The sequence below is a fragment of the Phytoamicus setariae genome (assembly GCF_016722925.1).
GTDB lineage: Bacteria > Pseudomonadota > Alphaproteobacteria > Rhizobiales > Rhizobiaceae > Rhizobium_E > Rhizobium_E setariae.
This window is the reverse complement of sequence record NZ_JAEQNC010000009.1, coordinates 91,861-113,034: the sequence shown is the minus strand read 5'-3', so window position 1 is coordinate 113,034 and position 21,174 is coordinate 91,861. Positions and strand designations below refer to the sequence as shown.

The following is a 21,174-nucleotide window of genomic DNA, read 5'->3' as shown; positions in this document are numbered from 1 at the left end:
CATCGCCCCATCGAGCATAGTCGCTGGCTTTTCCCGGCTTAGGGTCGAACCACGAAGCGCTTGTTCACCACCGACCTCCTGTTCCGTATCGACAAGGCTCGAAAGGTAATTTAGGCCGACCGGGGGCGCTGACCGATCATCATGGTCTAGAGCGGGCCCCAGTTGAATGAGATCTTTTCCCAATTCAGGTGTCCCCCGTGTTCGAAGAACCGGCTCGCCTGCTGGTTCGAAGGTAGTTGCAGTCTCTGCTGGAAAATAGCCCTTTGCTAGTCAGCCAAAGGACGACAGACTTCGCCTTTTGGCTGAATGCCGTTGAAATAGCGCCTTACAGTGTAAACAAGAAAGACCTTGGTGTGCGGATCGGTAATGGCGTTGGCGTAGGTGAGCGGCAAGCTCTGCAGCCGACGGCCGTCTCGATGAGCGAACGCTTGCCGTAGCAGATGGCGGCTTGCCACTTCATCCCGATGTCGGGCTCGATCGCCACGATATGTTGGTCTCGCTGGCGGGAGGCGCCGGAATTGGATCGTCGACAGCGTTGGCGTGTGGCGGAATGACGACCGCTGCATCGGGGCTGGGCTTGACGATGGCATCGTAGGCCGGCTTTCCGTCATGGGTGCCGCCGGCGGTGAACCGGCAGATTGGGACGTCGATCAGGTCGAGTAGCACCCACCTGCGAGGCGTCGCCCATACCGTGATCCGTCATAAAGGGGTTTTGCGAAACGCCCCGTAACATCTCTTCTTACGGGCAAGCAAATAGGCTTTGTCATTCGCTCTTGGGGGTAGCACCTCCGAAGGGCTTAGACGCGACGACTTCATTTGATGGTAGGCAAGCGCGCTGGAGGTAAGCGCACCTTCGTTTGTACTCGTTGCAATGCGGATGTGACCGGATGATGGTTCTTCGAGCAGTATGCCAAGGCGCCGCCCTTCACTGTCATGACCCTAGCTACGGCTGGCTCTGGCTAAATGTCTTCATGATCATGGTCTCGATAGTGATACTGACCGAGACCTTTTTTTGGGCGCCGAACGACGTGATTTTCACGCTTTTTGCCACTGCCGTCATCATGTTCTCGCTCTATGCGCCCGCCGTCGCAACCTATCCCGGTATACAGCGACGCACGCCGGCACGTGGTGCCATGAGGGAGTTGTAAGTCCGATGAAACACTGTTTGCCGATAATCTTGGGCATACTCTTTGTCACACCGTTCCCGCTAGAGGGAAGTTCTGCAACAGCGTGGCCGGATTCCGATGCGTTTAATCGCCAGCAACAGTTGATCAGACAAGCTACTTGTGTGGGAGGTTCGGGATCAACGTTGTCGACGGAGTTGAACGCGGCTATCCTTGGCGGTGAAACGACCACAGAGCCCGCGACCAGGACGGTATTCCATGTATCTCCAGATGGCGACGACAAATGGAACGGCCTTCTTCCCTCACCAAATCTTGAGCGCATGGACGGTCCTTTCGCCAGCATTGAGAGAGCCAGGGATGCCGCGCGCGCAATTGGCGGCCAAAACACGATAGCGTTGGGCAGCGGCGACTACTATCTCGCCAAGCCAATCGTGTTTGACGCTCGCGACGCTAATTTAATCATCACCGCAAGATGCAATGAAACACCTGTCCTGCATGGCGGTCCACTCGTGCACGGGTGGAAGCGGGGGGGCGATCGTCGCTGGTCGGCACCATTGAGTTTGTCGGCGGGAGGAGAAGTTGGCGACCTCTTCGTCAACGGTGTCGTTCAGACGCGGGCGCGCTTTCCCAACGCTCCCAATAATGGAGATCCGACCAAGGGCTGGCTGTTTGCGGCCAAATGCGAACCGCCTATCGACCCCTGGCAAGGCAACACACGCTTTTGCTTCCATCCCGGTGATCTTCCGGCATTGGGAGATCTGAAAGGGCTTGTCGCCAACATTGTCGGCGGTTTCCAACCTGGAAGCCAATGGAGCAACGACACGCTTCCGGTGGTTTCAATCGACGCCGCATCTCGGACTATAGGCACTGAGGGCACCGGTTATTTCTTCACCGCTGAAGGCAGCCGTTACTTCCTGGCCGGCGGGGAGGCTTTGCTAGATGTCCCTGGCGAATGGTGGTATGACGCGGTCGATAGCCAGATCGACTACATCCCCACCGACCAATTGCTTCCCAACTCTGGCGTTGTCGCAGGCGTCCTGGCAACATTCTTCAGGCTGGAAGGGGCCGATGGGATGGTTGTGTCGGGGCTTCAGTTTCGTGATGGGGCTCCACAGGGTAGCGGCAAGGTCGGTACAAACACCAGAGGGTTTGGCGCCATCCGACTAGAGCGCGCGAACCGTGTAAGGCTGCTAGGCAACGTCATCAAGAATATCGGGGTCGGCATTCACGTATCTGAAAGTGAGGATGTTTTAGTTGCAGGCAACTTGATCGAAGACGTGGCTGGAAATGGGATTTACATTGGCACCACCTATGGCAGCTTCGGAAAATCGAACGGCGCCAGAATATTATCGAACTATATACATGATGTTGGAAGGGTTTACTTTGAGGCAGCCGGCATATCTTTCCAAGCCGCAGACAATATCCGGATCGCCAACAACTTGATCGAAAACGTTGCGCAGTTCGGTATCGGCGGTGGCTCGGCGTGGGGACCAGAAGACGCTGTACATGGCGCCGTGATCGAACATAATGTGATCCGCAATGCAAACCAGCGTACGGCAGATGGCGGCGCCATCAAGCTGATGGGCGCGCAGGCCGACCCTCTGAATAGCACCATTCGCTATAATCTCGTTACCGGAACAGGGCATCTCATGAACCGGGCCGACGGGACGTTTTGGCCCCCCGGATATGACAATATCAATGAATGGCCGACCCCTATCAGTTGGGCTATCTATACCGATGGAAAGGCCAGTGGCGTGCGCATAGAAGGAAATACTCTTTCAGGCAACGTATCGGCGATCGGAATCAATGGCGGCTGGAACATCCTGGTGACAGGTAATCTCATCGCACACGGATCGGGCGCGGTTTTTCGCGTTGACGATGCTACCGGTAGGGGGTGGCGCCCGCAATGGGCGCGCCCTAATCGTATCGAGGAAAATACTGTATCGGTTGACAGTGACAGCGGCATTGTAGCGTGCGTCAACGCTCCCGACCATGGGCTTGGATATGTGCAATTCGCACGCAACCGCTACAGCGGCAACTTGAATGATAGGAGCTTCCGATTAAATCCGGGGATTATGCCGTGGGGAAATTTTGGCAGCCTGAGTGATCTTCAGAAGGCTGGGGTGGACAAAGACAGCGTCATCGGCGTCTCGAGCGGTAAATGACACACTGAAGAGGTGGGTATATTTGCCGGAGCAGTTCAGCGCGCCATTTTTGTCAATGTTGCCAAGCGGCTCGGGGTCGTTGGCTATCCGCGCCAGTGCAGCGGCCAGGTCTTCTTCGACTAACGTGCGACTTTTGTCGAACCACCACGCCACGGCTCGGAGCGACCATCTGCAGACATTTGGTCGCAAGGTTCTTAGACGTGCTCTAAACTAACTCCGTCATACGCCAGATAGTCAAGACGAAATAGCCCATGAAAGCTATGAGCGTAAGAGCATCCTGACGGGGGCTCTTACGCTGCAATCGCGCCATTCCGAGGCACAAAAGAAGCAAGACGGGAATCTCCGCGTAGCGCTGCCAGCTGAACCTTTGCGCTGCTTGAGCTGCGAAGTAGCAGGCGAATAAGGACAGTTCTGGACTTAGCCGGAAGCCATCTCTCCATCCGCGCCGCCAATAGGCAAACGCCACGACCACACCCATTGTCAGAAGTGGAAGCGTCAACAGCGGGCGACCATAAATCGTCGGCAGGAACGCTGCCGCGTTCCATACGACCGAATAAGGCCTGGGGCCACCATCCTCCGGGACAAGGAGCCACAGCATGAGAGAAATTGCTGCGATGATGATGACCTCGCGTGCTCGGGCGCGTACGTCGCCGACGAGGTCCTCTTCGCGGAGGAATAGCCAACCGAAGACGCCGAGAAGCATCAATCCATGCAAGACCGGTCCAAGCGAGAATCCGGTGTGCATCTCTTGCCATTCCGGAGGCGTCAGTCCGCCCCAATGTAGGACGAGTACCGTGACAACTAACAAGGACGGCCCGAGCGTCAGTACAGCGAGGCCAATCATCCGCCAAGTGAAGATCCGAGGCCATTGTTCGACCACAGCCATGAGTCCGAATGCTCCGGCCGCGCTGAGGAAGTTTTGCCGTGCGATAGTGGACGCCGCTGCCGCGACGCCGAACGCAAATGGCTGGCGCGGACGAACGGCGAGTGAATAGGCCATTGCGAAAAGCCCAATCATCGAGAGGCATTCGCTTACAGGATGCAGAGCCGGAGTCCAGAAATAGCTCGAGGAGACCAGTGGGAAGCCGATCACCAGAGTCCGCAGCGGAGAAGCGCCGCTGGATCGCAATGCAGCGTAGAAGAAAAGAAGCGCGATTGCTGTCAGGAAAGCAGGTCCGAATGTGGACTGCCAGCTGTTCTGATCGAGCGCTTCGGCTCCAGTTAGCTTTGCAAGGATAGCCATCAGCCAGTGAAATCCGGGACCGCTTGCCGACCATGCGGGGTAGTTCCACTGGACGCCCCACTCTATGAACCAGTTGATTTGGGGCAAGTGATACAGTTCGGCGTCGAGCGCGCCCCATTGTGTCGGATCGAGATCTGAAGACAGCGAGGCGACAGTTGCCGCATACGCAAAAAGAAGACCCGGAACGGCATAAATGTCACGGTTCAACCAAGAAATTTTCATGGCGTGCCCAGATCCATGGCTACGCGGAATCCGACGTCGGGCCTTCTAGCGCCAGGCGTCAGCCTATAACGTGCACTCGCCCTGGCAAACCCCGAGGGAAGAAAGTAGGATCCACCTCGCACCACGCGCACCCTGCAATCTGCCGGATCTTGCGCGGAGCCGTCTTGTGGCGCATGGCCGTAATTGCCGTAACAGTCCTGCACCCACTCCCATACATTGCCGTACAGGTCGTGAAAGCCCTCCGGTGTAGGTTTAAACCTCCGCACTGGCGCGATGGACTCGAAGATATCCAAGCCCTGGGCCGCGCCGCGGCAGCAATACTCGTCGCCAAAGTTGCCAAAAGCGGGATCGAGATTGTTGCCCCACCAGTAGCGCGATTGCGTGCCGGCACGGGCAATCCGTTCCCACTCTGCTTCGGACAGCAAGCGGTAGCGGTGGCCGGTCTGCGCGCTCAACCACGCGGCATAGGACTGAGCGTCGCGCCATGCTACGCCGGTTACAGGATAGTCGTCGTTTTCCGCCTTGAAAAGCGGTGCCCGACAGGCCCTGGCGCGAACACATGCATCATACTGCGAGGCAGTAACCTCGGTTTGCGAGACGGAGAACGAACTTATGTCAATGATGCGGTTGCCTCGCTCGTCAGGGGCCGCCCAATCGTCGCGATCGCCGCCCATCTCGAACTTGCCTGCCGGCACTATGATCATATCCGGCGTCGGTTCAAATGAACCAGCCGCCGCATCGCTGAATGCAAGCACTAAAAGTCCAGCAAAAAGCCATCCTGTCGAGAACACAAGTATTAGACCATCAACCATCAAAGCAAAGCAGAGAGCCAATGCCGAAGCAAAAGAAGTCCGGACATTGGAAGGGCGAAAAATCTTGCATTGGAAGTATTACAACATGGTGCTAGGCACCAGTCAACCTGCTCCCCTCGACCGGCAATTGCCAATGTTTGGGCAAGTGATAGTCAAGGTTGGAGATCAGCACCTTGAAGACAACACGCTGGTGGCCACCGCTAACCTGCTGCACCACGCTATGGGGCACGATCCATTTCGTGCCGCCAGGGAGAGCATGAAGGATGTCCGCGGCCAAATAGTCCCATTTCAGGAATAAGGTAGTGGCTTCGCGTCGGAACCACTCAGCACAAAATGCCACGAACATGCTCGCTGCGGTGCCGTCCTCCTGTAGTAGTTGAGGGGTCGACTGGCGAAGGCTCTCGCGGAGCTCGGCGTATTCCCGGTCGGTCATCCGGTGCTGATGAAGTGGCCTGCCGTCAGGATCTTGCAGACCGCGCCTCAAGAGAAATGCAGCAAGCCATCCTCTACCGGACATTGGTGGAGCGGTGGATCCGGCCGCTTTCCTCAGCTTGGATATCGATATGCCTCTCCCGAATAGAGGTGCTCTATCTTATATGAAAGGTAACGGTGGAACAGCGAGGTTCGCACATGCACCATAGTAATCGCAGCATTGCCAGTCGTCTGTGGAGTGTCGTCAAGGTCGTTTGGACCGTCTCAATCATCGTATTGGCGACCGTCGTTGGCGCTCTCATAGGATGGAGCAACCATGGCATTGCTGGTGCTTTCGCCTTGGGATTTGTCGGTTTTGTCGCTGGGGTGTTTCTCAGTTCCCCCCAGTTCCTGTTGCAAATTCTAGGCTAAGCATAGGACGGGCTGTCACTGCGGTTTGAGGGTAACGGCGACTGCATATAGTGTCACTCTGCTGCCTCGATGCGCGTCGAAGCCCTCTGCCGTCTGGCGATCACCTCCGGATCGTTCGTGAAATCCGTCCTTGGCCCGGGCTTGGTGCCTCGCGACTTGTAGCCGACCTTCTCGCTATTGGTCTTCACCTTCGGTGGGCGCATTTGGTCTTGGCGCTCCCTGATGAACTCAAGCACATCCCCGAGCCGCTTATTCTCCGTGACGGCCGTATGTGTCACGCGCTAATCCTTGTCAAACACAGTGTAGGGCAGGGAGTGTCCCTTCCACCTCACGTCGAGGCGTCCATCTGCAAACGCGTAGGTCTCGATATATTTACCCGCCAGGCCACGCGACACCTCTGTCTCGGCAAGCATGATTTTCTTTCGCTCAAACGAGAAACTGAGCTGAGCACCGACATAGCGCTGTTCTCGCTTGCAGAGAATGTCGCGAAGCCGGTCCGGTGCCATGTTCAACGGACGATGCAGATTGTCGGGCCGGAAGGGTGTCCGCGCAAATCTCTGATTATGCTGGGTAATGAAGCTCAGAAGAAATTGGTTGCCAGAGTCCATGTCTGATATCCCCGCGAGACGCAATTCTTTGACCAGGCGGTCCTGCAGGGTCCGGTTCGCACGCTCCACGCGGCCTTTCGCCTGGCTGGAATTGGCGCAAAGAATCTCGATATTGAGTTCCGATAGTGCTCGGCCAAATTGCGTGTGCCGGACCGCCGCGGCTCCATCTCATTCAAACACGTCGAGCAGTCGTCTAATCTGTCGGGTCGATGCCGCCAGAACCGAACTTGCCGCCACGATCGTCATTCGACCTTCGACAATCTTCGACAGCACCTCGATACGCTGCAAATCGCGCTCGCTCATGACAATCAGTCCCATCCTGCAGCCTCCCGCCAGCACTCAGAACCGGGGGAGAATGACATTCTCACTTTGCTGACTCAGGACATTTTAGCTTTGCGCTTACACACAAAGATAGCATAAGATATATTATGGAACTGATGGTGTGGTCGCCTGCCTTGGCGGTTTGCTGTCCGGACTTCGATGTTGTCTATGCCAGAGCCGGACCTCGTTGGCGCCCGGATTGCCGTTTTGAAACTTTCAGGTGGTGTATCCTGGCTGGAAAACTGGCGATTGACAGTCTCACGAGAATGAGCATTAATCACTTGTATACATATGAATTGAGGAGCCGAAGAGCTCCCGCCGGGGAATATGCGACAAGGCCGTTGCCTTGCGTCGTTACATGCATCGCCATAGACTGAATTTTGACAAACTGGGGATTGCCATCATGACGAAATCTATCTTTTCGGGAGGCTCGATCACACGTCGAGCCACGCTGCAAGGTCTTGCCGCCGGGGCGTCGCTCCTGGCGTCGCCGCTGGTCGTTCGCAGCGCTTTTGCGCATGAGGGCAAGATCAAGCTTGGCGCGCCATTTCATCGCACGGGCATCGGCGCTTCCTATGGCCGATGGTACGAGCGGACCGCTCAGGCGGCGCTGAAACTGATCAACGAAGGCGGCGGTATCAACGGCCACCAGGTAGAAATGATCGTCGAAGACGATGGCACCGACCCCAAGCGCGGCACCGAGGTGATCGAGAAGTTCGCGGCGGAGTACAAGGTAGATGCTGTTTTCGGCCATCTGTTTTCGCATGTCGTTGCTGCGGCGGGGCCGCGCGCGGGCGAACTTAAGATGCCCTACCTGGTGTGTTCGGAAGGTCACCAACTGGCTGGCGGCGGTCTCAACCGTTACACGTTCCAGCCGGGCATCACCGACGTCAAGTCGCAGGTATCCTCGATGGCACCGTGGATTTCGAAAAACCTGGGCAAGAAGGTCACGATGATCTTCCCGGACTATGCCTTTGGTCACGACCATCGCGACTACTTCTCGGCCGCGATCAAGGCGCAGGGCGGAGAAGTTGTCGGCCTCATTCCCATTCCGCCGACGGAAAGTTCGTTTACCCGCTATTTCCCGCAGATCCCCGCCGAGACGGAAGTCATCTACCACGTCATGGTCGGGCCGGCGGTGCTGACCTTCGTCAAGGAACTCGGCGATCATTTCGGCAGCCAGCGTCCGGAGATTTTCGGCTTCATCGATTCACTCGAAGCCGTCGATCTGGCGACGCCGCAGCTTCAGTATCTGGAAGGCACGTATTTCTGGGAGGCCTATCCGCGCTACGCCCAGCCGAAGCAGACGGAATTCGACAAATTCTTCCGAGAAAAGGTCGGTGTCGACGCCAACGGCGCCAGCATCAGCGATCCGAAGGATGTTTCTACCTATTCCCACATGTTTTCTGTCTGGGAAACTTTGTTCGTCATCAAACAGGCGATGGAGATGGCGAACTACAACGGACCCGAGCAGAAGAAGGATTTCATCGTCGCACTGGAATCGCTGGAGAAATTTGGCGAAAGCAACGAGCACCCGCAGGGCGACAAGATCTTCAGCGGCAAGACCCATCAGGTGTTCGGCAAACAGAACATCTCCAAGGTCGAAGCATCGAAGCTGAATGTCGTCCATACCACCTCGATCGAGGACGGCATGTATGAGCCCGAGGTCGATTACACCAAGATGGAACTCTGAGATCGGTTACGGCTTAGGCCGGGGATCTCCGAATGGATGCCCACGCCGGATAATCCCGGCGTGGCAGTCACAGGGATAATTGTGTCCACCGTCATGCGTTGGCGGAGGGGCGGTCGAAGGTGTGATTGCTTATGGGGCTGGGACCCTATCTTTTCCTCGCAGTGCTTGAAGGCCTGGTCCAGGCTTCGGTGTTGACCGTTACAGCTGTCGGGCTGTCGCTGGTTTTTGGCGTCATGCGCGTGGTCAATGTCGCCCATGGCGAGTTCTTCATGCTGGGCGCGGTGTTTGCCTGGTTCGTCTCGACGCTCTTGACCGGTCATCCCGCGCTCGGTTTCATCGCGGCCCTGATCGTCAGCCCGCTGCTGGTAGGAGCGATCGCTTTTGCCAGCGAACGGCTGGTGCTCAAGCGGCTTAACTACGATCCTGAAGCGACCATCGTCGCCACCATCGGCCTGCTCTACATTTTCCAGCAGTCGGCGCTGATCTTCTTCGGGCCCAACGCACAGGCGGTCGAGCCGCCGTTCTACTACACGATCCGCTTTCCGTGGTTTGGTTATTCGGCCTACAAGCTGTTCGTCATTGCCGCTGCGATCGTGCTGATGGCCGGAGTCTGGTTCCTGATGCGCAAGACCAAGATTGGGCTGGTGATGCGCGCCACCCAGCTTGACCGGGATACCGCGCAGGCGTTCGGCATCAGCGTCGATCGTGTGTCGGCGGGCGTCTTTACCTTTGGCGCGATGCTGGCGGCGGTCGCAGCCGTGCTGGTCGTGCCGATCCAGCAGGCCCACTATCTTATGGGGCTGGATCCCCTGCTCCTGTCTTTCATCGTGGTGATCATTGGCGGGTTGGGAAGCATACAGGGCACGGTGGTCGCGGCGATCCTGATCGGCTTGTCCGACGGCATTCTGTCGGTGTTCTTCTCGCCGACGCTGGCCAAGATCGTCTCGACGCTGGTCGTCGCCTTCGTGTTGGTCTTCAAGCCGAATGGCCTGTTCGGAAAGGCCGAGCGATGACGCCCGAATACATCCGCCGTAATTTCATTGTGCTGGCGCTGGCGCTGGCGGGGCTATTCCTGCTGCAGTTCCTGCTGCCGGACTATTATGTGATGACGGCGACGCGAATGATGGTGCTCGCCGTATTTGCTGTCGGCTACAACATGTTGCTCGGCTATGTCGGACTGCTCAGCCTCGGGCACGCGATCTTCTTTGCCGCGGGATTGTACGGCGCTGGCCTGGCAGCTGTGCATCTGGGCCTGGCCGTGCCGTTCGCGTTCCTCGTCGGGGTTGTCGGCGCGTTCATCCTGGCATTTCTGATCGGGTGGGTGGCGCTGCCGACCATCAGGGTGTCGTTCATGATCGTCACGCTGATGTTCTCGCAGGTCGGCTTTCTGACGACGCTTTATTTCGCCAAATATACCGGTGGACAGGATGGGCTGCCCCTCCCCTCCTCCGCGCGACGGTTTGCGATTGGTGACTGGACCGTCGATCTCGCCAGCGAAACCGTGCGCTACAATATTGCCTTCGGGCTTCTTTTACTGGCCCTTGCCGTGTCGTTTGCCGTGCTGACCAGTCGCAAAGGGCAGATCTTCGCGGCTATCCGAGAGAATGAGGGCCGCACCGAGATGCTCGGTTTCAACGTGTTTGCGGCTAAGCTAGAAGCCTTCCTCTATTCCGGCACCATCGCCGGTGCGGCAGGCGCGGCCTATGGGCTGCTGTTCGGTTACATCGGCTCGACATTCGCCTCAATTCAATATTCGATCGAGGTGCTGCTATTTACGCTGCTGGGCGGTGCGGGCACCTTGCTCGGACCGTTGATCGGCGTCGTACTGATGATGACGATGATCGACCGGCTGAGCGAGTTGACGACGGCCTACCTGCTGGTCATTGGCATCGTGCTGATCGCGCTGGTTCTCTGGTTTCCCAAGGGCATTCTCGGAACGATACGAGAGAGGTGGCTGCCATGGCTGATGTAGCGCCCATTCTCGAAACCCAGGGGCTGAAATGCCATTTCGGCGGGCTCAAGGCCGTCGACGGCATCGATTTCCGGCTTCGGGAAGGCGAAATTCGCGCCATCATCGGGCCGAATGGTGCCGGCAAAACCACCTTCGTCAGCTTGCTCTCCGGACGCACCCCCGTCACATCAGGGACGATCCGGTTTCGTGGTGAGGACATTACCCGTATGCCTGCCTTCAAGCGTGTGCGGCATGGTATCGCCTATACATTCCAGATCACCAACATCTACCAGAAGCTGACCGTGGCGGAAAATGTCCGCATCGCCGTGCTTGGACGCATGCAGCGCGACGGCAGTGCAGATCTCGACGACAGGCGGGAAACGGCGGAAGCTTTGCGGGCCGTTGGGCTCAGCGATCGGGCGCAGGAGAAGGCGGGCGAACTGGCCTATGGGCACCAGCGGCTGGTGGAGGTGGCCATGGGGCTGGCGCTCAGGCCATCGGTGCTGATCCTGGATGAGCCGACGCAGGGACTGTCGGATTCGGAAATTGAGGATTTCTGCGCGCTGGTTCGTGAGATCGCCAGAACCGCGACGATTCTGCTGATCGAACACAATATGGATGTGGTGATGCAACTCGCAGACCGGATCACCGTACTCAACCGCGGCAAGTTGCTCGCCGAGGGCACACCCGCCGAGATCCGCGCCAATGCCGAGGTACAGGCCGCCTATCTTGGGACCGGCGCATGATGCTCAAGGTCGAAGGTTTCAACAGCTATTATGACAATCTGCAGGTGCTGCGCGATTTTTCCGTCTCGGTGGCCGCAGGCGAAATCCTCTGCCTTCTTGGCCGAAACGGGGCCGGGAAAACGACGGCGCTGAAATCGATCATCGGCATCGTGCCGCCGCGCAGCGGCCGGATCGAGCTTGATGGTCTGGACATATCCAGTCTCGCGCCCGAGGCCATTCCGCGCCAGGGCATCGGCTACGTGCCGCAAGGGCGCCGGCTGTTCAAGGAACTGACGGTGCGCGAGAATCTCGAGATCGGCCTGATGACCCGCAAATCGGGACCGGCGGCTCTGGAAAGGGCACTGTCCTATTTCCCGGCGCTGGGCGAGCGGATGGGCCAACAGGCGGGAACGTTGTCAGGCGGCGAGCAGACGATGGTGGCGATCGCGCGCGCGCTTTGCATCGAGCCCAAGGTCATCATGTTGGACGAGCCGACCGAAGGCCTGATGCCGTCAATGATTGCGGCGATCCGCGATGTCGTCACCCGGCTCAGGCACGATGGGGTGGCCGTGCTTCTTGTCGAGCAGCGCATCGATGCGGTGCTGCCAGTCGCCGACCGCATTGCCTTCATGGACCATGGCGTCATCCAGGCCCAATGCAGCGTCGACGAGGTGCGTAACGATCCGACATTGGTGCAAAAATATCTGGGCGTTGGGCACTGACCCGATCATATCCGCGGCGTGGCGAGCAGCCAGAGGCCGAATGCGGTGTAGGAAACCATCATGACAGCCAGCGGGATCTGGCTCAGCACAGCGGCCTTCGGTGTTTTGAATATCCGCAGTGCGATCAGATGCGCCATGACGATGCCGACGACATGCCCCGCCGTGATAATGGCAGTTTCAGCGTTGAAAATGCGGGTGACGCCATCGAGCGTGTTGAGAAAGGACGTCGTGGTATGATCATCGGCCGTGCCGAACAGGTTCCAGCCAAGCGAGAACGGATCTGAAATGGCAATCAGGGCATTCTGCCCGTCTATCAGCACGGTCGTCAGATAATGTGCGGCCTGAAAGGCCAGAGAGATCGGCACGATGCTGTAGATCAGTCGTCCGGCGGCCGCTTTCCAATGCCCAGTCGAACCAGCGAGTGCGCATCCCAACGCCACAGATCCCAGATAGAGCGTGGATTGGGCCACGAACATTCCGATCAGTCCCAATGTGCCTGAGGTGACGACGACACTGCGTCCGGGAAACTCGAGCGGATTGATATCGATTGCCGAGAGCCACAAAAAGGTGCGGGAAAAACCGTCGAAAGCGACGGTGGACAGCGTCAGCAGGATGAACAGAACCGCGATCAGCGGCAGGCCGGCGGTATCGATCAGTCCCCTGCCCGGCCAAGCGAGCGCGATCTGCGTCCGATCCCCTTCGATCGGTTTTCGGTCGAACGGCGACAATCGTCCGATCAGGCCGAAGAAGATCGAAAACGGTTCGGCATACCGCATCCAAAAGGGCTCGCCGCAAAGCATGGCGCCGAGAAGATTGACCAGCCAGTATCCGCTGACGGCCATGGCAAGCCGTTCCGGGTCGCTCGGGGCAAGATCGATCAGTTCGAACCAAGCAAACATGGAAAACTGGGCAATGGCGATCAAATAGCCGATCGATGGCCGCAGCGGTAGAGCCGCCCCCTCCCCTGCCGGTCGGCCGCTCAGTTTTCTCAGGATGAAGCGAGGCCCTGTCCACGGATTGAGATGCGGCCAGAGTGGGCCGGTGATCGACTGCAGGACGGTGAAGCAGACCCACCAGATCGTCCAGATCATCGTTGGCAGCGGGTTTCCCACCGGATCGCGCGTCCCCAACAGTCCTGAAGCGACCAACGTCGTCAGGAACAAAAATGCGAGGCTGCTTGATATCCATGGGGCGAGGTTTGGCACCGAGCCGAGCGGTAGGCGCGCTGCGGCGATCTTGTCAGACAGGTGCACGGGCATGAAGGCCAGCAGCAGAAAGGATGCCGCAACCGCCAGCGCAGCGCCGGCAAGATAATAGCCTGTCGGCAGCAGAAGGACGATCGATGCCTCGCTGCCATGTGCCGAGGCGCTGCCGGGAATAAAAGAAATACTGAGGGCTACGGCTGCGCGGAAAAAGCCGGACGGCTTCATGGGAGAGTCTTTCGTGATGCAATCAGCGCATTGAAGCCACTGTTGGACACGAAGGCAAGTCTCTCAGGTTGAGGAACAATGTCGGCTCAGCCAATTGTATCGTTGAAGCTCACGCGATGGCCGATAGTGCCGCCTGTTGCAGGGGCTTTTGCCCCTCCCCTGCTCCATAAGCGCGCAGGAACGTACGGACAGCATTGCGCGCTGCGCTTTCAAGCTGTTCGTCGGAGGGCATTTCGCCCAGCAAAGTCAGCATCTGCAGATCGGCATTGGAAAGCGCAAGGAATTGCCGTGCGGCCAGATCGAAGTCGTCTATCTTCAGCGCACCTGCCACGCTCAGTCGGGCGAAGAGCGCCGAAAGTGCATTGGTGAGTTTCAGGGGGCCATGCTGCCGCCAGGATTCGAACAGATGCGGATAGCGTTCGCCCTCGTTGAGGACCAGCTTGCGGATGAACTTGCCGTCGCTGTTGCAGACGCAGTTCTTGTTGAGGCGAACCGCAAATGCGGCCAGATCGTCCTCGATGTTGTCTGCTTTCTCGGGAAAGGTAGACAGAACTGAAAAAAGCATGCCGTTGGCGCGGGACATCACGTCGTCGATGACCGCCATCATCAGAGTGTCCTTGTCGCGATAATGGTTGTAGACGGTCTGTCGCGAGACGCATGCTTCTGCGGCGATCTCATCGATACTCGCAGCGGCGAATCCGTGTCGGCAAAAGACGTTGGCCGCAGCCTCCAGTATCGAGAGCCGCTTGGCGCATTGCCCGCGTGACATGGTTTCCGCGCGTGCGGCGGGTGTCGTTGTTTTCTTCATAAAATATAAGATAGTGCGCCTTGACGTTTTAGACAATGGTGTCTAATTTTACAGCTGTGTCCAAATATATGGACGACATGAATACCGAGGTCGGTGTGCTCCCAAGCTCCGTATCCTCAACGGCATCATACAATCTGAAGAGAAGCGGAAGGCAAACCATATGGGATGCCAGGGCGCTCTGTTTCGTGAAAGTTTACCCCCATGACGACATCCTTTATTCGTACCGCGATCATACTCGGTCTGCTGTCGGCGATCGGGCCATTCGCCATCGACATGTACCTCCCCGCACTGCCCACCATCGGTCAGGATCTCGGCGCTGACAGCAACGTCACCCAACTCAGCCTGCTGGCTTTCTTCATTTCCTTTGCGCTTTCCCAGCTTGTCTATGGACCGCTGTCCGACATGTGGGGGCGCAAGTTGCCGCTCTACATCGGCATCACGGTGTTTGCCATTGCAAGCGTCGGCTGTGCGCTTGCGACCGACATCGAGACGCTGATCGCGTTCCGGTTTCTGCAGGGTATCGGCGGCGCCGCCGGCATGGTTATACCGCGGGCGGTCGTCCGTGACATGCATACCGGCGTCCAGGCTGCCCGCCTGATGTCGCTGCTGATGCTGGTGTTCTCCATATCTCCGATTCTTGCGCCACTCACCGGCAGTGTCGTCATCGAGTTCTATGGATGGCGGGGTGTCTTCTGGGCCGTCACGATTGCTGCGGCTGTCGGACTCGTGCTGCTTTCGACCCAGTTGGAGGAAACCCGACCAAGCGAGCACCGCGCCGAAAGCGGGCTCGGCAGTGCCATTGCGGCCTATCGCCGTCTGTTGAGTGACCGCAACTTCCTGACGCTGACATTCATCGGCGGGCTGAGCATTTCCAGCTTCCTCGTCTACCTCGCCAACTCTCCCTTCGTGCTGATCGAACATTATGGACTGACGCCGACGCAGTACAGCATCGCCTTCTCCATCAATGCTGTCTCGTTCTTCACGGTGTCGCAGTTCACCGGTTGGTTCGGCGAGCGGTTCGGGTTGGTCCGTGTCATGAGAATAGCGGTTACAGCCTTCGGTCTCGTGATGGTCTCAATGGCCGTGGTGATGGGTGCAGGCTTTGACCAGCTACCCGTGCTGGCGACGTTCCTGTTCGTGGGCTACGGCCTGCTCGGCCTCGTCATCCCGACCAGTGCGGTGCTGGCGCTCGAAGACCACGGAGAGATTGCCGGAACCGCTTCGTCGCTGATGGGGACGCTCCACTTCGTCACCGCGGCGGTGGCGATGGTGATCACCAGCACCTTCTTCGACGGCACGGCCACGCCGATGGCTTTCGGTATCGCACTGGCCGCAGCATTTGCCTTTGTGCTGACCCAGGCGACGATTGGGCGGAGGCGCTCGGCGGAGGTTCCCGCGGAGTGATTCCCTGATACCGATTCTTCGTCGCCCACATCCGATTGCACGGGTGTGGGCGACTTACCTGTGCATGACGGCGACGGGCTCTTGATGAACCCACACCCCCTCCCCTACCGTGTTTAAAGGCATTTGACGGTATACCCGGAAGGGTCGTTAACCTTTTGTTTACTATATTTTTCTTGTCAGCTTGAGAGAATCGGACATAATGACGCTAATTCCGCTCAAATGAGCAATCTAGCGCTATTATGGTAAAATACGATGAACGCGATTCCCAGGCTCCCGTCCTTCGAGTTCGATGAAAAGATCCTCATGCAGGGTGCGGAGATATCCCGCCGCCTCGACCAGCTTCGCATGGAGAAGTTTCCGCCGAACGCCCAGAAGGGTTTGCGGCAGTTCTCGATGGCCGAGGTGGCACACTATCTTGGCGTCAGCCCCAACAACCTCAAGCGGCTTCATCTTGAAGGCAAGGGCCCGATTCCCGCGACCTCGACTGGCGGCCGGCGGTTCTACACCGCCGCCCAGATGCAGGAGCTGCGCTTCTACCTGGACAAAACAGGCAAATCCGACGCCAAGAAATATGTGCCGCACCGCAAGGGGCACGAAAAGCTTCAGGTTGTCGCCGTTGTCAACTTCAAGGGTGGCAGCGGCAAGACCACCACGACGGCCCACCTCGCCCAGCATCTGGCTCTGACCGGACACCGCGTTCTGGTCATCGACCTAGACCCTCAGGCTTCGCTTTCCGCACTGCATGGCTTCCAGCCCGAGCTCGACAAGAACCCGTCGCTCTACGATACGATCCGCTACGACAGTGAACGCAAACCGATCAGCGACATCATTCTGCCGACCAACTTCCCGGGCCTCGACATCATCCCGGCAAATCTCGAGCTGCAGGAATACGAGTACGATACACCGCTCGCCATGCAGACCTCCAACGAAGGCAAACGGTTCTTCAACCGTTTGGGTAAGGCGTTGACCGAGGTAGACGAGCGCTACGATGTCGTCGTCGTCGACTGCCCACCACAGCTGGGCTACTTGACGCTGACGGCGCTGACGGCGGCAACATCGGTGCTGATTACCGTGCATCCGCAGATGCTCGACCTGATGTCGATGAGCCAGTTCCTGCTGATGCTCGGCAATATCACCAAGACCATCAAGAAAGCGGGCGCCAGCGTCAGCATGGATTGGCTGCGCTATCTGATTACCCGCTATGAGCCGACCGATGTGCCGCAAGCACAGATGCTGGGCTTCATGCAATCGATGCTGGCGGAAGAAATTCTCAAGAGTCCGATGCTGAAGTCTACAGCTATTTCCGATGCGGGGCTGACGAAGCAGAGCCTCTACGAAGTCGAGCGGTCGAATTTCACCCGCGAAACCTATGATCGCGCGATCGAATGCATGGATGCGGTCAATTTCGAGATCCAGGGCCTGATCCACAAGGCGTGGGGGCGGCTATGACCGCGTTGACTGCCGTAAAAAACCTCAATTCCCGCATTGTTTTCATTGCGTTAGGTCGGGAGAAGGGAGCTCCTCGTGGCACGTAAGAACCCTTTTGCAAATCTGATGGACGACAAGCCCGCCAATGAAGGGCTTGTTGCGCTCGACTATACGATCAAAGGCGCTTCCCGCTCGATCATCAGCTCAATCGATGAACTTGCCGAGCGCGCCGACAAACTGCTTGAGGGCGAAACGGTCGTCGAACTGGATCCGGCCACGATCGACGAATCTTTCGTGCGGGATCGGATCGAGGACGATGCGCAGGAATTCGGCGAACTGGTGAACGCTATCCGAGAGCGGGGTCAGGATAGCCCCATTCTCGTGCGTCCACATCCCCGGGAAACCGGCCGCTATATGGTGGTCTTCGGACATCGTCGCGTCAGGGCGGCGCGTGAACTCGGGCGCAATGTGCGCGCCGTGGTCAAGGCGATCGAGGATCGCGATCACGTCGTCGCACAGGGCCAGGAAAACTCCGCCCGCGCCAACCTGTCCTTCATCGAGAAGGCGGTGTTTGCCGGCAAGCTGAGCAAGCTGAATTACGACAACGATAACGCCACGGTGCTAGCCGCGCTGTCCGTCGACAAGGCGACGCTCTCCAAGATGCTGTCGGTGGCTGCCCTGCCCTCACCCGTTCTGGGCGCCCTCAGTGGCGCAAAGTCGATTGGCCGGGATCGCTGGTATGAACTCAAGCTGCTGCTGGAAAAGCCCGCGACGCTCGAGAAGGCATTTTCGGTGATCGAAGATGAAGCCTTGCTGGCGCTCGATCCCGACCTCCGCTTCGGTGCGCTGGTCGATCATCTGAAGAGCAAGCGGAAGGCGTCGAAGCCGAAAGCAACGCCCGCGAAAAACTGGGTTCCCGCAGACAAATCAGTCTCGGTCGATATCAAGAACGATGGAAAACGCTATGTGCTTGCATTGAAAGCACGCGATGCCGTCGGTTTTGGAGAGTTCATTTCCGCCAATCTGGATGCGCTCTATGACGATTTCAGACGGCAGAAGTCGATGAAGCAAGGAGACTGAGAACCAGCAAAAGAAAAAGGCCCCCAAACGTTGCCGTCCTGGAAGCCCTTCTCGTGTCTAAGCAACTAGAGAATCGCATTTCCCGGAATCCCTGTCAAGAGTCTTTGGCGCCGATTTGGTGAGTAGATTTCTTTTGCCTTCTTGAAAGGTGAAGAGACATGGAAAATGGAAGTGTGACGACGCCCTTTGGGCGGCGGCCGATGACGCTTGGAATGTTGGCAAATCAAATTGCCGCACAGCAGATCGCTCCGGAAAAGTCAGTCGACAAATGGAAGCTGTTTAGAGCGCTGTGCGAGGCGAGAGTGCAGATCGGTATCAGCGATCGCGCGCTTTCGGTTCTCGACGCGTTGTTGAGTTTTTATCCAGCCGCGCAGTTGAACGAGGCGCAGGGCCTTGTCGTGTTTCCTTCGAATGCCCAGCTTTCGGTACGCGCCCATGGGATGGCGCCAGCGACGTTGCGCCGTCATCTTGCCGATCTCGTGCAGGCTGGACTGATCCTGCGCAAGGATAGCCCGAACGGCAAGCGCTACGCCCGCAAGGACCGCGACGGCGATATCGAGCAGGCGTTCGGCCTAAGCCTGGCGCCATTGCTTGCGCGGGCCGAGGAAATCGAAGCCGTTGCCGGTCAGGTGAGGGCAGAACAGCAGCTGCTGCGGGTGACGAAGGAGCGCATCACGCTATGCCGGCGCGACATCGCCAAGCTTATCGAGACTGCCATGGCTGAAGCCGCACCGGGCAACTGGGAGCAGGTATTCCTCCAGTTCCGCAGCATTATCACGGGCATTGCGCGGAATGCGACCAGGGGCCAGCTGGAGGCTGCGCTTGAAGAACTGGAGATGCTTCGTGAAGAGATCATCAACATTCTGGAAATGCTGGTAAATAGCCAAAAAACAAGCGCCAATGAGTCCCATACTGAGCGTCATATACAGAATTCAAACCCACAAACTATTACTGAACTTGAACCGCTCTCTGAAACGAGAGTGGGGCAAAGTCGCGACAACAAACGACCGGACGTAATACCGGAGCTGAAATCTTTCCCACTTGGATTGGTTCTTCAGGCCTGTCCCGAAATTGCTATGTACGGGCAAGGCGGGGCAATCGCCACTTGGCGCGACCTGATGACCGCGGCCGTGGTGGTCCGTTCAACGCTGGGCATCAGCCCGAGCGCCTATCAGGAGGCTTGCGAGGTTCTCGGGCCGGAAAACGCCGCCACTGTCGTTGCGTGCATGCTTGAACGGGCAGGGCATATCAACTCGGCGGGCGGGTATCTCCGGACGCTGACCGACCGGGCGCGGAAGGGTGAATTCTCACTCGGCCCGATGGTGATGGCTCTTCTGAGAACGAATGGCGGGCATCTCAAAAGCGTGGGGTAGGTCAAGCTAGGCTTCGATATCAAGGGTGAGGGGCCGTCGAAGTGCGGTTGATGATCTCGACGGGGAGTTTTTCGTTTCTTGGGGAATTCCTTGAGATAGGTGCCGGTGGAAAGCGGTGATGTTTGTAGCTGACGGGTGATGGCGCGTGCGTTAATCTGGCAGCACCGTTCGGCGCCATTGCTCATTTCGAAAGACGTCTCATCTCGAGAGCGACCAAGGGATGGTATTGCCGCTGCGCGGGCGAAAGGCAAACAGCCCGGCCGCCAACCGCTCGACATGATGAAGATCGATGTCGGCAATGAAACGCTGGAACGTCCACCGGCTGAAGCAGCAAAGCGGTTAAATCTGCGCCGCTCTGGGTGAGCCGGTCTTCGGGAGTGGGAACCACATGATTGTTCAAGCCTGTCTCAACGGCGCCCGCGCCAGCGATTTCCATTCGCGAATTCCGCTTAAGCTGGAAGCCATGGCGCAAGATAGCGCACTCTGCATCGACGCGGGGGCGGCCGAGCTTCACCTCCATCCGCGTGGAACCGACGGGAATGAAAGTCTTGTGGCTGTGGACGATACCATTCTGGCCGTTCGGCGTACCTGCCCCGGCACGTTTATTGGTGTTTCGACGGGAGCGTGGATTGAGAATGACGAAAATCGAACCCGCGCTTGCATTGCCCAATGGAGGGAACTGCCGGATTAAGCCTCAGTGAACCTGTCGGAGCATAATGCACCTGCCATCATGGAATCACTTCGACATCGTGGCGTTGGAATTGAAGCTGGGCTCGCCTCGATTGCCGACGCTGAGCGCTTTGTAAAGCTTCCTGGCCATAGTCGAGTTTTGCGTGTTCTGATAGAGCTCGAAGAGCAGACTCTGAGTGTAGCATTTCAGGTCGCGAATGACATCGAAGCCGTGCTTGATCGTGCCGGCCTGCGGTGCCCCATTCTCCTGCATGGGTTTGACGCTACCGTGTGGCCATTCGTTGAACTTGCACACCAACGTCGCTGGTCCACCCGGGTCGGTCTAGAAGACGGCAAACACCTCAAGGATGGGACGATCGCGACCGATAACGCTGCCCTTGTGGCGGACGCCGTCAAAATTTTCCGTGGAGCGTCTGCTGACTGATCCGTACTTGGTCTCCAGCGCGCCCACCCGGATACGTAAATTCGAATGCCCCGTTTATCGTTTTTGATTTGAGTTCTCCTGCCGTTGTTTAGGATGCCCTCCATGAAT

The 21,174-nt window shown here is 57.9% G+C and carries 18 protein-coding genes and 2 pseudogenes; 13 read left to right on the top strand and 7 right to left on the bottom strand.

Going from position 1 to position 21,174, the window contains the following annotated elements:
- Nucleotides 1–456: 456 nt before the first annotated feature.
- Nucleotides 457–666, bottom strand: coding sequence for a hypothetical protein (locus JJB09_RS16870; protein WP_201660628.1), 210 nt, complete (start codon nucleotides 664–666; stop codon nucleotides 457–459).
- 221 nt (nucleotides 667–887) lie between these two features.
- On the opposite strand from JJB09_RS16870, the gene JJB09_RS16865 reads away from it, so the two are divergent.
- Both JJB09_RS16865 and JJB09_RS16860 read left to right on the top strand, forming a co-directional pair.
- The gene (locus tag JJB09_RS16865; protein ID WP_201660625.1) at nucleotides 888–1,148 is read left to right on the top strand and encodes a hypothetical protein; all 261 of its coding nucleotides are present in this window, start codon (nucleotides 888–890) and stop codon (nucleotides 1,146–1,148) included.
- A 5-nt stretch (nucleotides 1,149–1,153) separates the two neighbouring features.
- Nucleotides 1,154–3,289, top strand: a complete 2,136-nt coding sequence (locus tag JJB09_RS16860; protein ID WP_201660623.1) for a right-handed parallel beta-helix repeat-containing protein — start codon at nucleotides 1,154–1,156, stop codon at nucleotides 3,287–3,289.
- Nucleotides 3,290–3,494: 205 nt separating this feature from the next.
- On the opposite strand, the gene JJB09_RS16855 is transcribed toward JJB09_RS16860, so the two are convergent.
- Nucleotides 3,495–4,754 carry a hypothetical protein gene (locus JJB09_RS16855; protein ID WP_201660620.1) on the bottom strand — a complete coding sequence of 420 codons (1,260 nt, stop codon included), beginning with the start codon at nucleotides 4,752–4,754 and terminating at the stop codon, nucleotides 3,495–3,497.
- Nucleotides 4,751–5,458, bottom strand: coding sequence for a formylglycine-generating enzyme family protein (locus JJB09_RS16850; RefSeq protein WP_201660617.1), 708 nt, complete (start codon nucleotides 5,456–5,458; stop codon nucleotides 4,751–4,753). The genes JJB09_RS16855 and JJB09_RS16850 overlap by 4 nt, the downstream gene beginning before the upstream one ends.
- On the opposite strand from JJB09_RS16850, the gene JJB09_RS16845 reads away from it, so the two are divergent.
- Nucleotides 5,451–5,864, top strand: coding sequence for a hypothetical protein (locus JJB09_RS16845; protein ID WP_201660614.1), 414 nt, complete (start codon nucleotides 5,451–5,453; stop codon nucleotides 5,862–5,864). The genes JJB09_RS16850 and JJB09_RS16845 overlap by 8 nt on opposite strands.
- Nucleotides 5,865–6,462: 598 nt before the next feature.
- Here the strand turns inward: JJB09_RS16845 and JJB09_RS16840 are convergent.
- Both JJB09_RS16840 and JJB09_RS27120 read right to left on the bottom strand, forming a co-directional pair.
- Nucleotides 6,463–7,161: pseudogene (locus JJB09_RS16840) on the bottom strand (transposase family protein); the annotation flags it as partial.
- Between the two features lie 24 nt (nucleotides 7,162–7,185).
- Nucleotides 7,186–7,335 carry a hypothetical protein gene (locus JJB09_RS27120; RefSeq protein ID WP_425523734.1) on the bottom strand — a complete coding sequence of 50 codons (150 nt, stop codon included), beginning with the start codon at nucleotides 7,333–7,335 and terminating at the stop codon, nucleotides 7,186–7,188.
- A gap of 406 nt (nucleotides 7,336–7,741) precedes the next feature.
- On the opposite strand from JJB09_RS27120, the gene JJB09_RS16835 reads away from it, so the two are divergent.
- The 5 genes from JJB09_RS16835 to JJB09_RS16815 all read left to right on the top strand — a co-directional run bounded on the left by JJB09_RS16835 (nucleotide 7,742) and on the right by JJB09_RS16815 (nucleotide 12,429).
- Nucleotides 7,742–9,031, top strand: coding sequence for an ABC transporter substrate-binding protein (locus tag JJB09_RS16835; protein ID WP_201660611.1), 1,290 nt, complete (start codon nucleotides 7,742–7,744; stop codon nucleotides 9,029–9,031).
- Nucleotides 9,032–9,162: 131 nt separating this feature from the next.
- A complete protein-coding gene (locus JJB09_RS16830; protein ID WP_201660608.1) occupies nucleotides 9,163–10,044 on the top strand; it encodes a branched-chain amino acid ABC transporter permease in 882 nt (293 codons plus the stop codon).
- Nucleotides 10,041–11,003 carry a branched-chain amino acid ABC transporter permease gene (locus JJB09_RS16825; protein ID WP_201660606.1) on the top strand — a complete coding sequence of 321 codons (963 nt, stop codon included), beginning with the start codon at nucleotides 10,041–10,043 and terminating at the stop codon, nucleotides 11,001–11,003. The genes JJB09_RS16830 and JJB09_RS16825 overlap by 4 nt, the downstream gene beginning before the upstream one ends.
- Entirely contained in the window at nucleotides 10,991–11,728 is a 738-nt protein-coding gene (locus JJB09_RS16820) for an ABC transporter ATP-binding protein (protein WP_201660603.1), read from the top strand. Before JJB09_RS16825 ends, JJB09_RS16820 begins: the two co-directional genes overlap by 13 nt.
- Nucleotides 11,728–12,429: an ABC transporter ATP-binding protein gene (locus JJB09_RS16815; RefSeq protein WP_201660954.1), complete on the top strand. Its 702-nt coding sequence runs from the start codon at nucleotides 11,728–11,730 to the stop codon at nucleotides 12,427–12,429. Before JJB09_RS16820 ends, JJB09_RS16815 begins: the two co-directional genes overlap by 1 nt.
- A gap of 5 nt (nucleotides 12,430–12,434) precedes the next feature.
- Here JJB09_RS16815 and JJB09_RS16810 read toward each other — a convergent pair whose 3' ends face one another.
- Nucleotides 12,435–13,859, bottom strand: coding sequence for a hypothetical protein (locus JJB09_RS16810; protein WP_201660600.1), 1,425 nt, complete (start codon nucleotides 13,857–13,859; stop codon nucleotides 12,435–12,437).
- 109 nt (nucleotides 13,860–13,968) lie between these two features.
- Nucleotides 13,969–14,703: a TetR/AcrR family transcriptional regulator gene (locus tag JJB09_RS16805; RefSeq protein WP_201660597.1), complete on the bottom strand. Its 735-nt coding sequence runs from the start codon at nucleotides 14,701–14,703 to the stop codon at nucleotides 13,969–13,971.
- 165 nt (nucleotides 14,704–14,868) lie between these two features.
- Between JJB09_RS16805 and JJB09_RS16800 the strand changes: the two genes are divergently transcribed.
- The 5 genes and pseudogenes from JJB09_RS16800 (at nucleotide 14,869) to JJB09_RS16780 (ending at nucleotide 21,066) form a co-directional block, all read left to right on the top strand.
- Complete coding sequence (locus tag JJB09_RS16800; RefSeq protein ID WP_201660594.1) at nucleotides 14,869–16,071, top strand: multidrug effflux MFS transporter; 1,203 nt, start codon at nucleotides 14,869–14,871, stop codon at nucleotides 16,069–16,071.
- A 252-nt stretch (nucleotides 16,072–16,323) separates the two neighbouring features.
- Complete coding sequence (repA, locus tag JJB09_RS16795) at nucleotides 16,324–17,520, top strand: plasmid partitioning protein RepA (protein ID WP_201660591.1); 1,197 nt, start codon at nucleotides 16,324–16,326, stop codon at nucleotides 17,518–17,520.
- A 75-nt stretch (nucleotides 17,521–17,595) separates the two neighbouring features.
- The gene (repB, locus tag JJB09_RS16790) at nucleotides 17,596–18,579 is read left to right on the top strand and encodes a plasmid partitioning protein RepB (RefSeq protein ID WP_201660588.1); all 984 of its coding nucleotides are present in this window, start codon (nucleotides 17,596–17,598) and stop codon (nucleotides 18,577–18,579) included.
- A gap of 158 nt (nucleotides 18,580–18,737) precedes the next feature.
- Nucleotides 18,738–19,952: a plasmid replication protein RepC gene (gene repC / locus JJB09_RS16785; protein WP_201660585.1), complete on the top strand. Its 1,215-nt coding sequence runs from the start codon at nucleotides 18,738–18,740 to the stop codon at nucleotides 19,950–19,952.
- A 388-nt stretch (nucleotides 19,953–20,340) separates the two neighbouring features.
- Nucleotides 20,341–21,066 (top strand): annotated as a pseudogene (locus JJB09_RS16780) (3-keto-5-aminohexanoate cleavage protein).
- Nucleotides 21,067–21,174 lie beyond the last annotated feature (108 nt).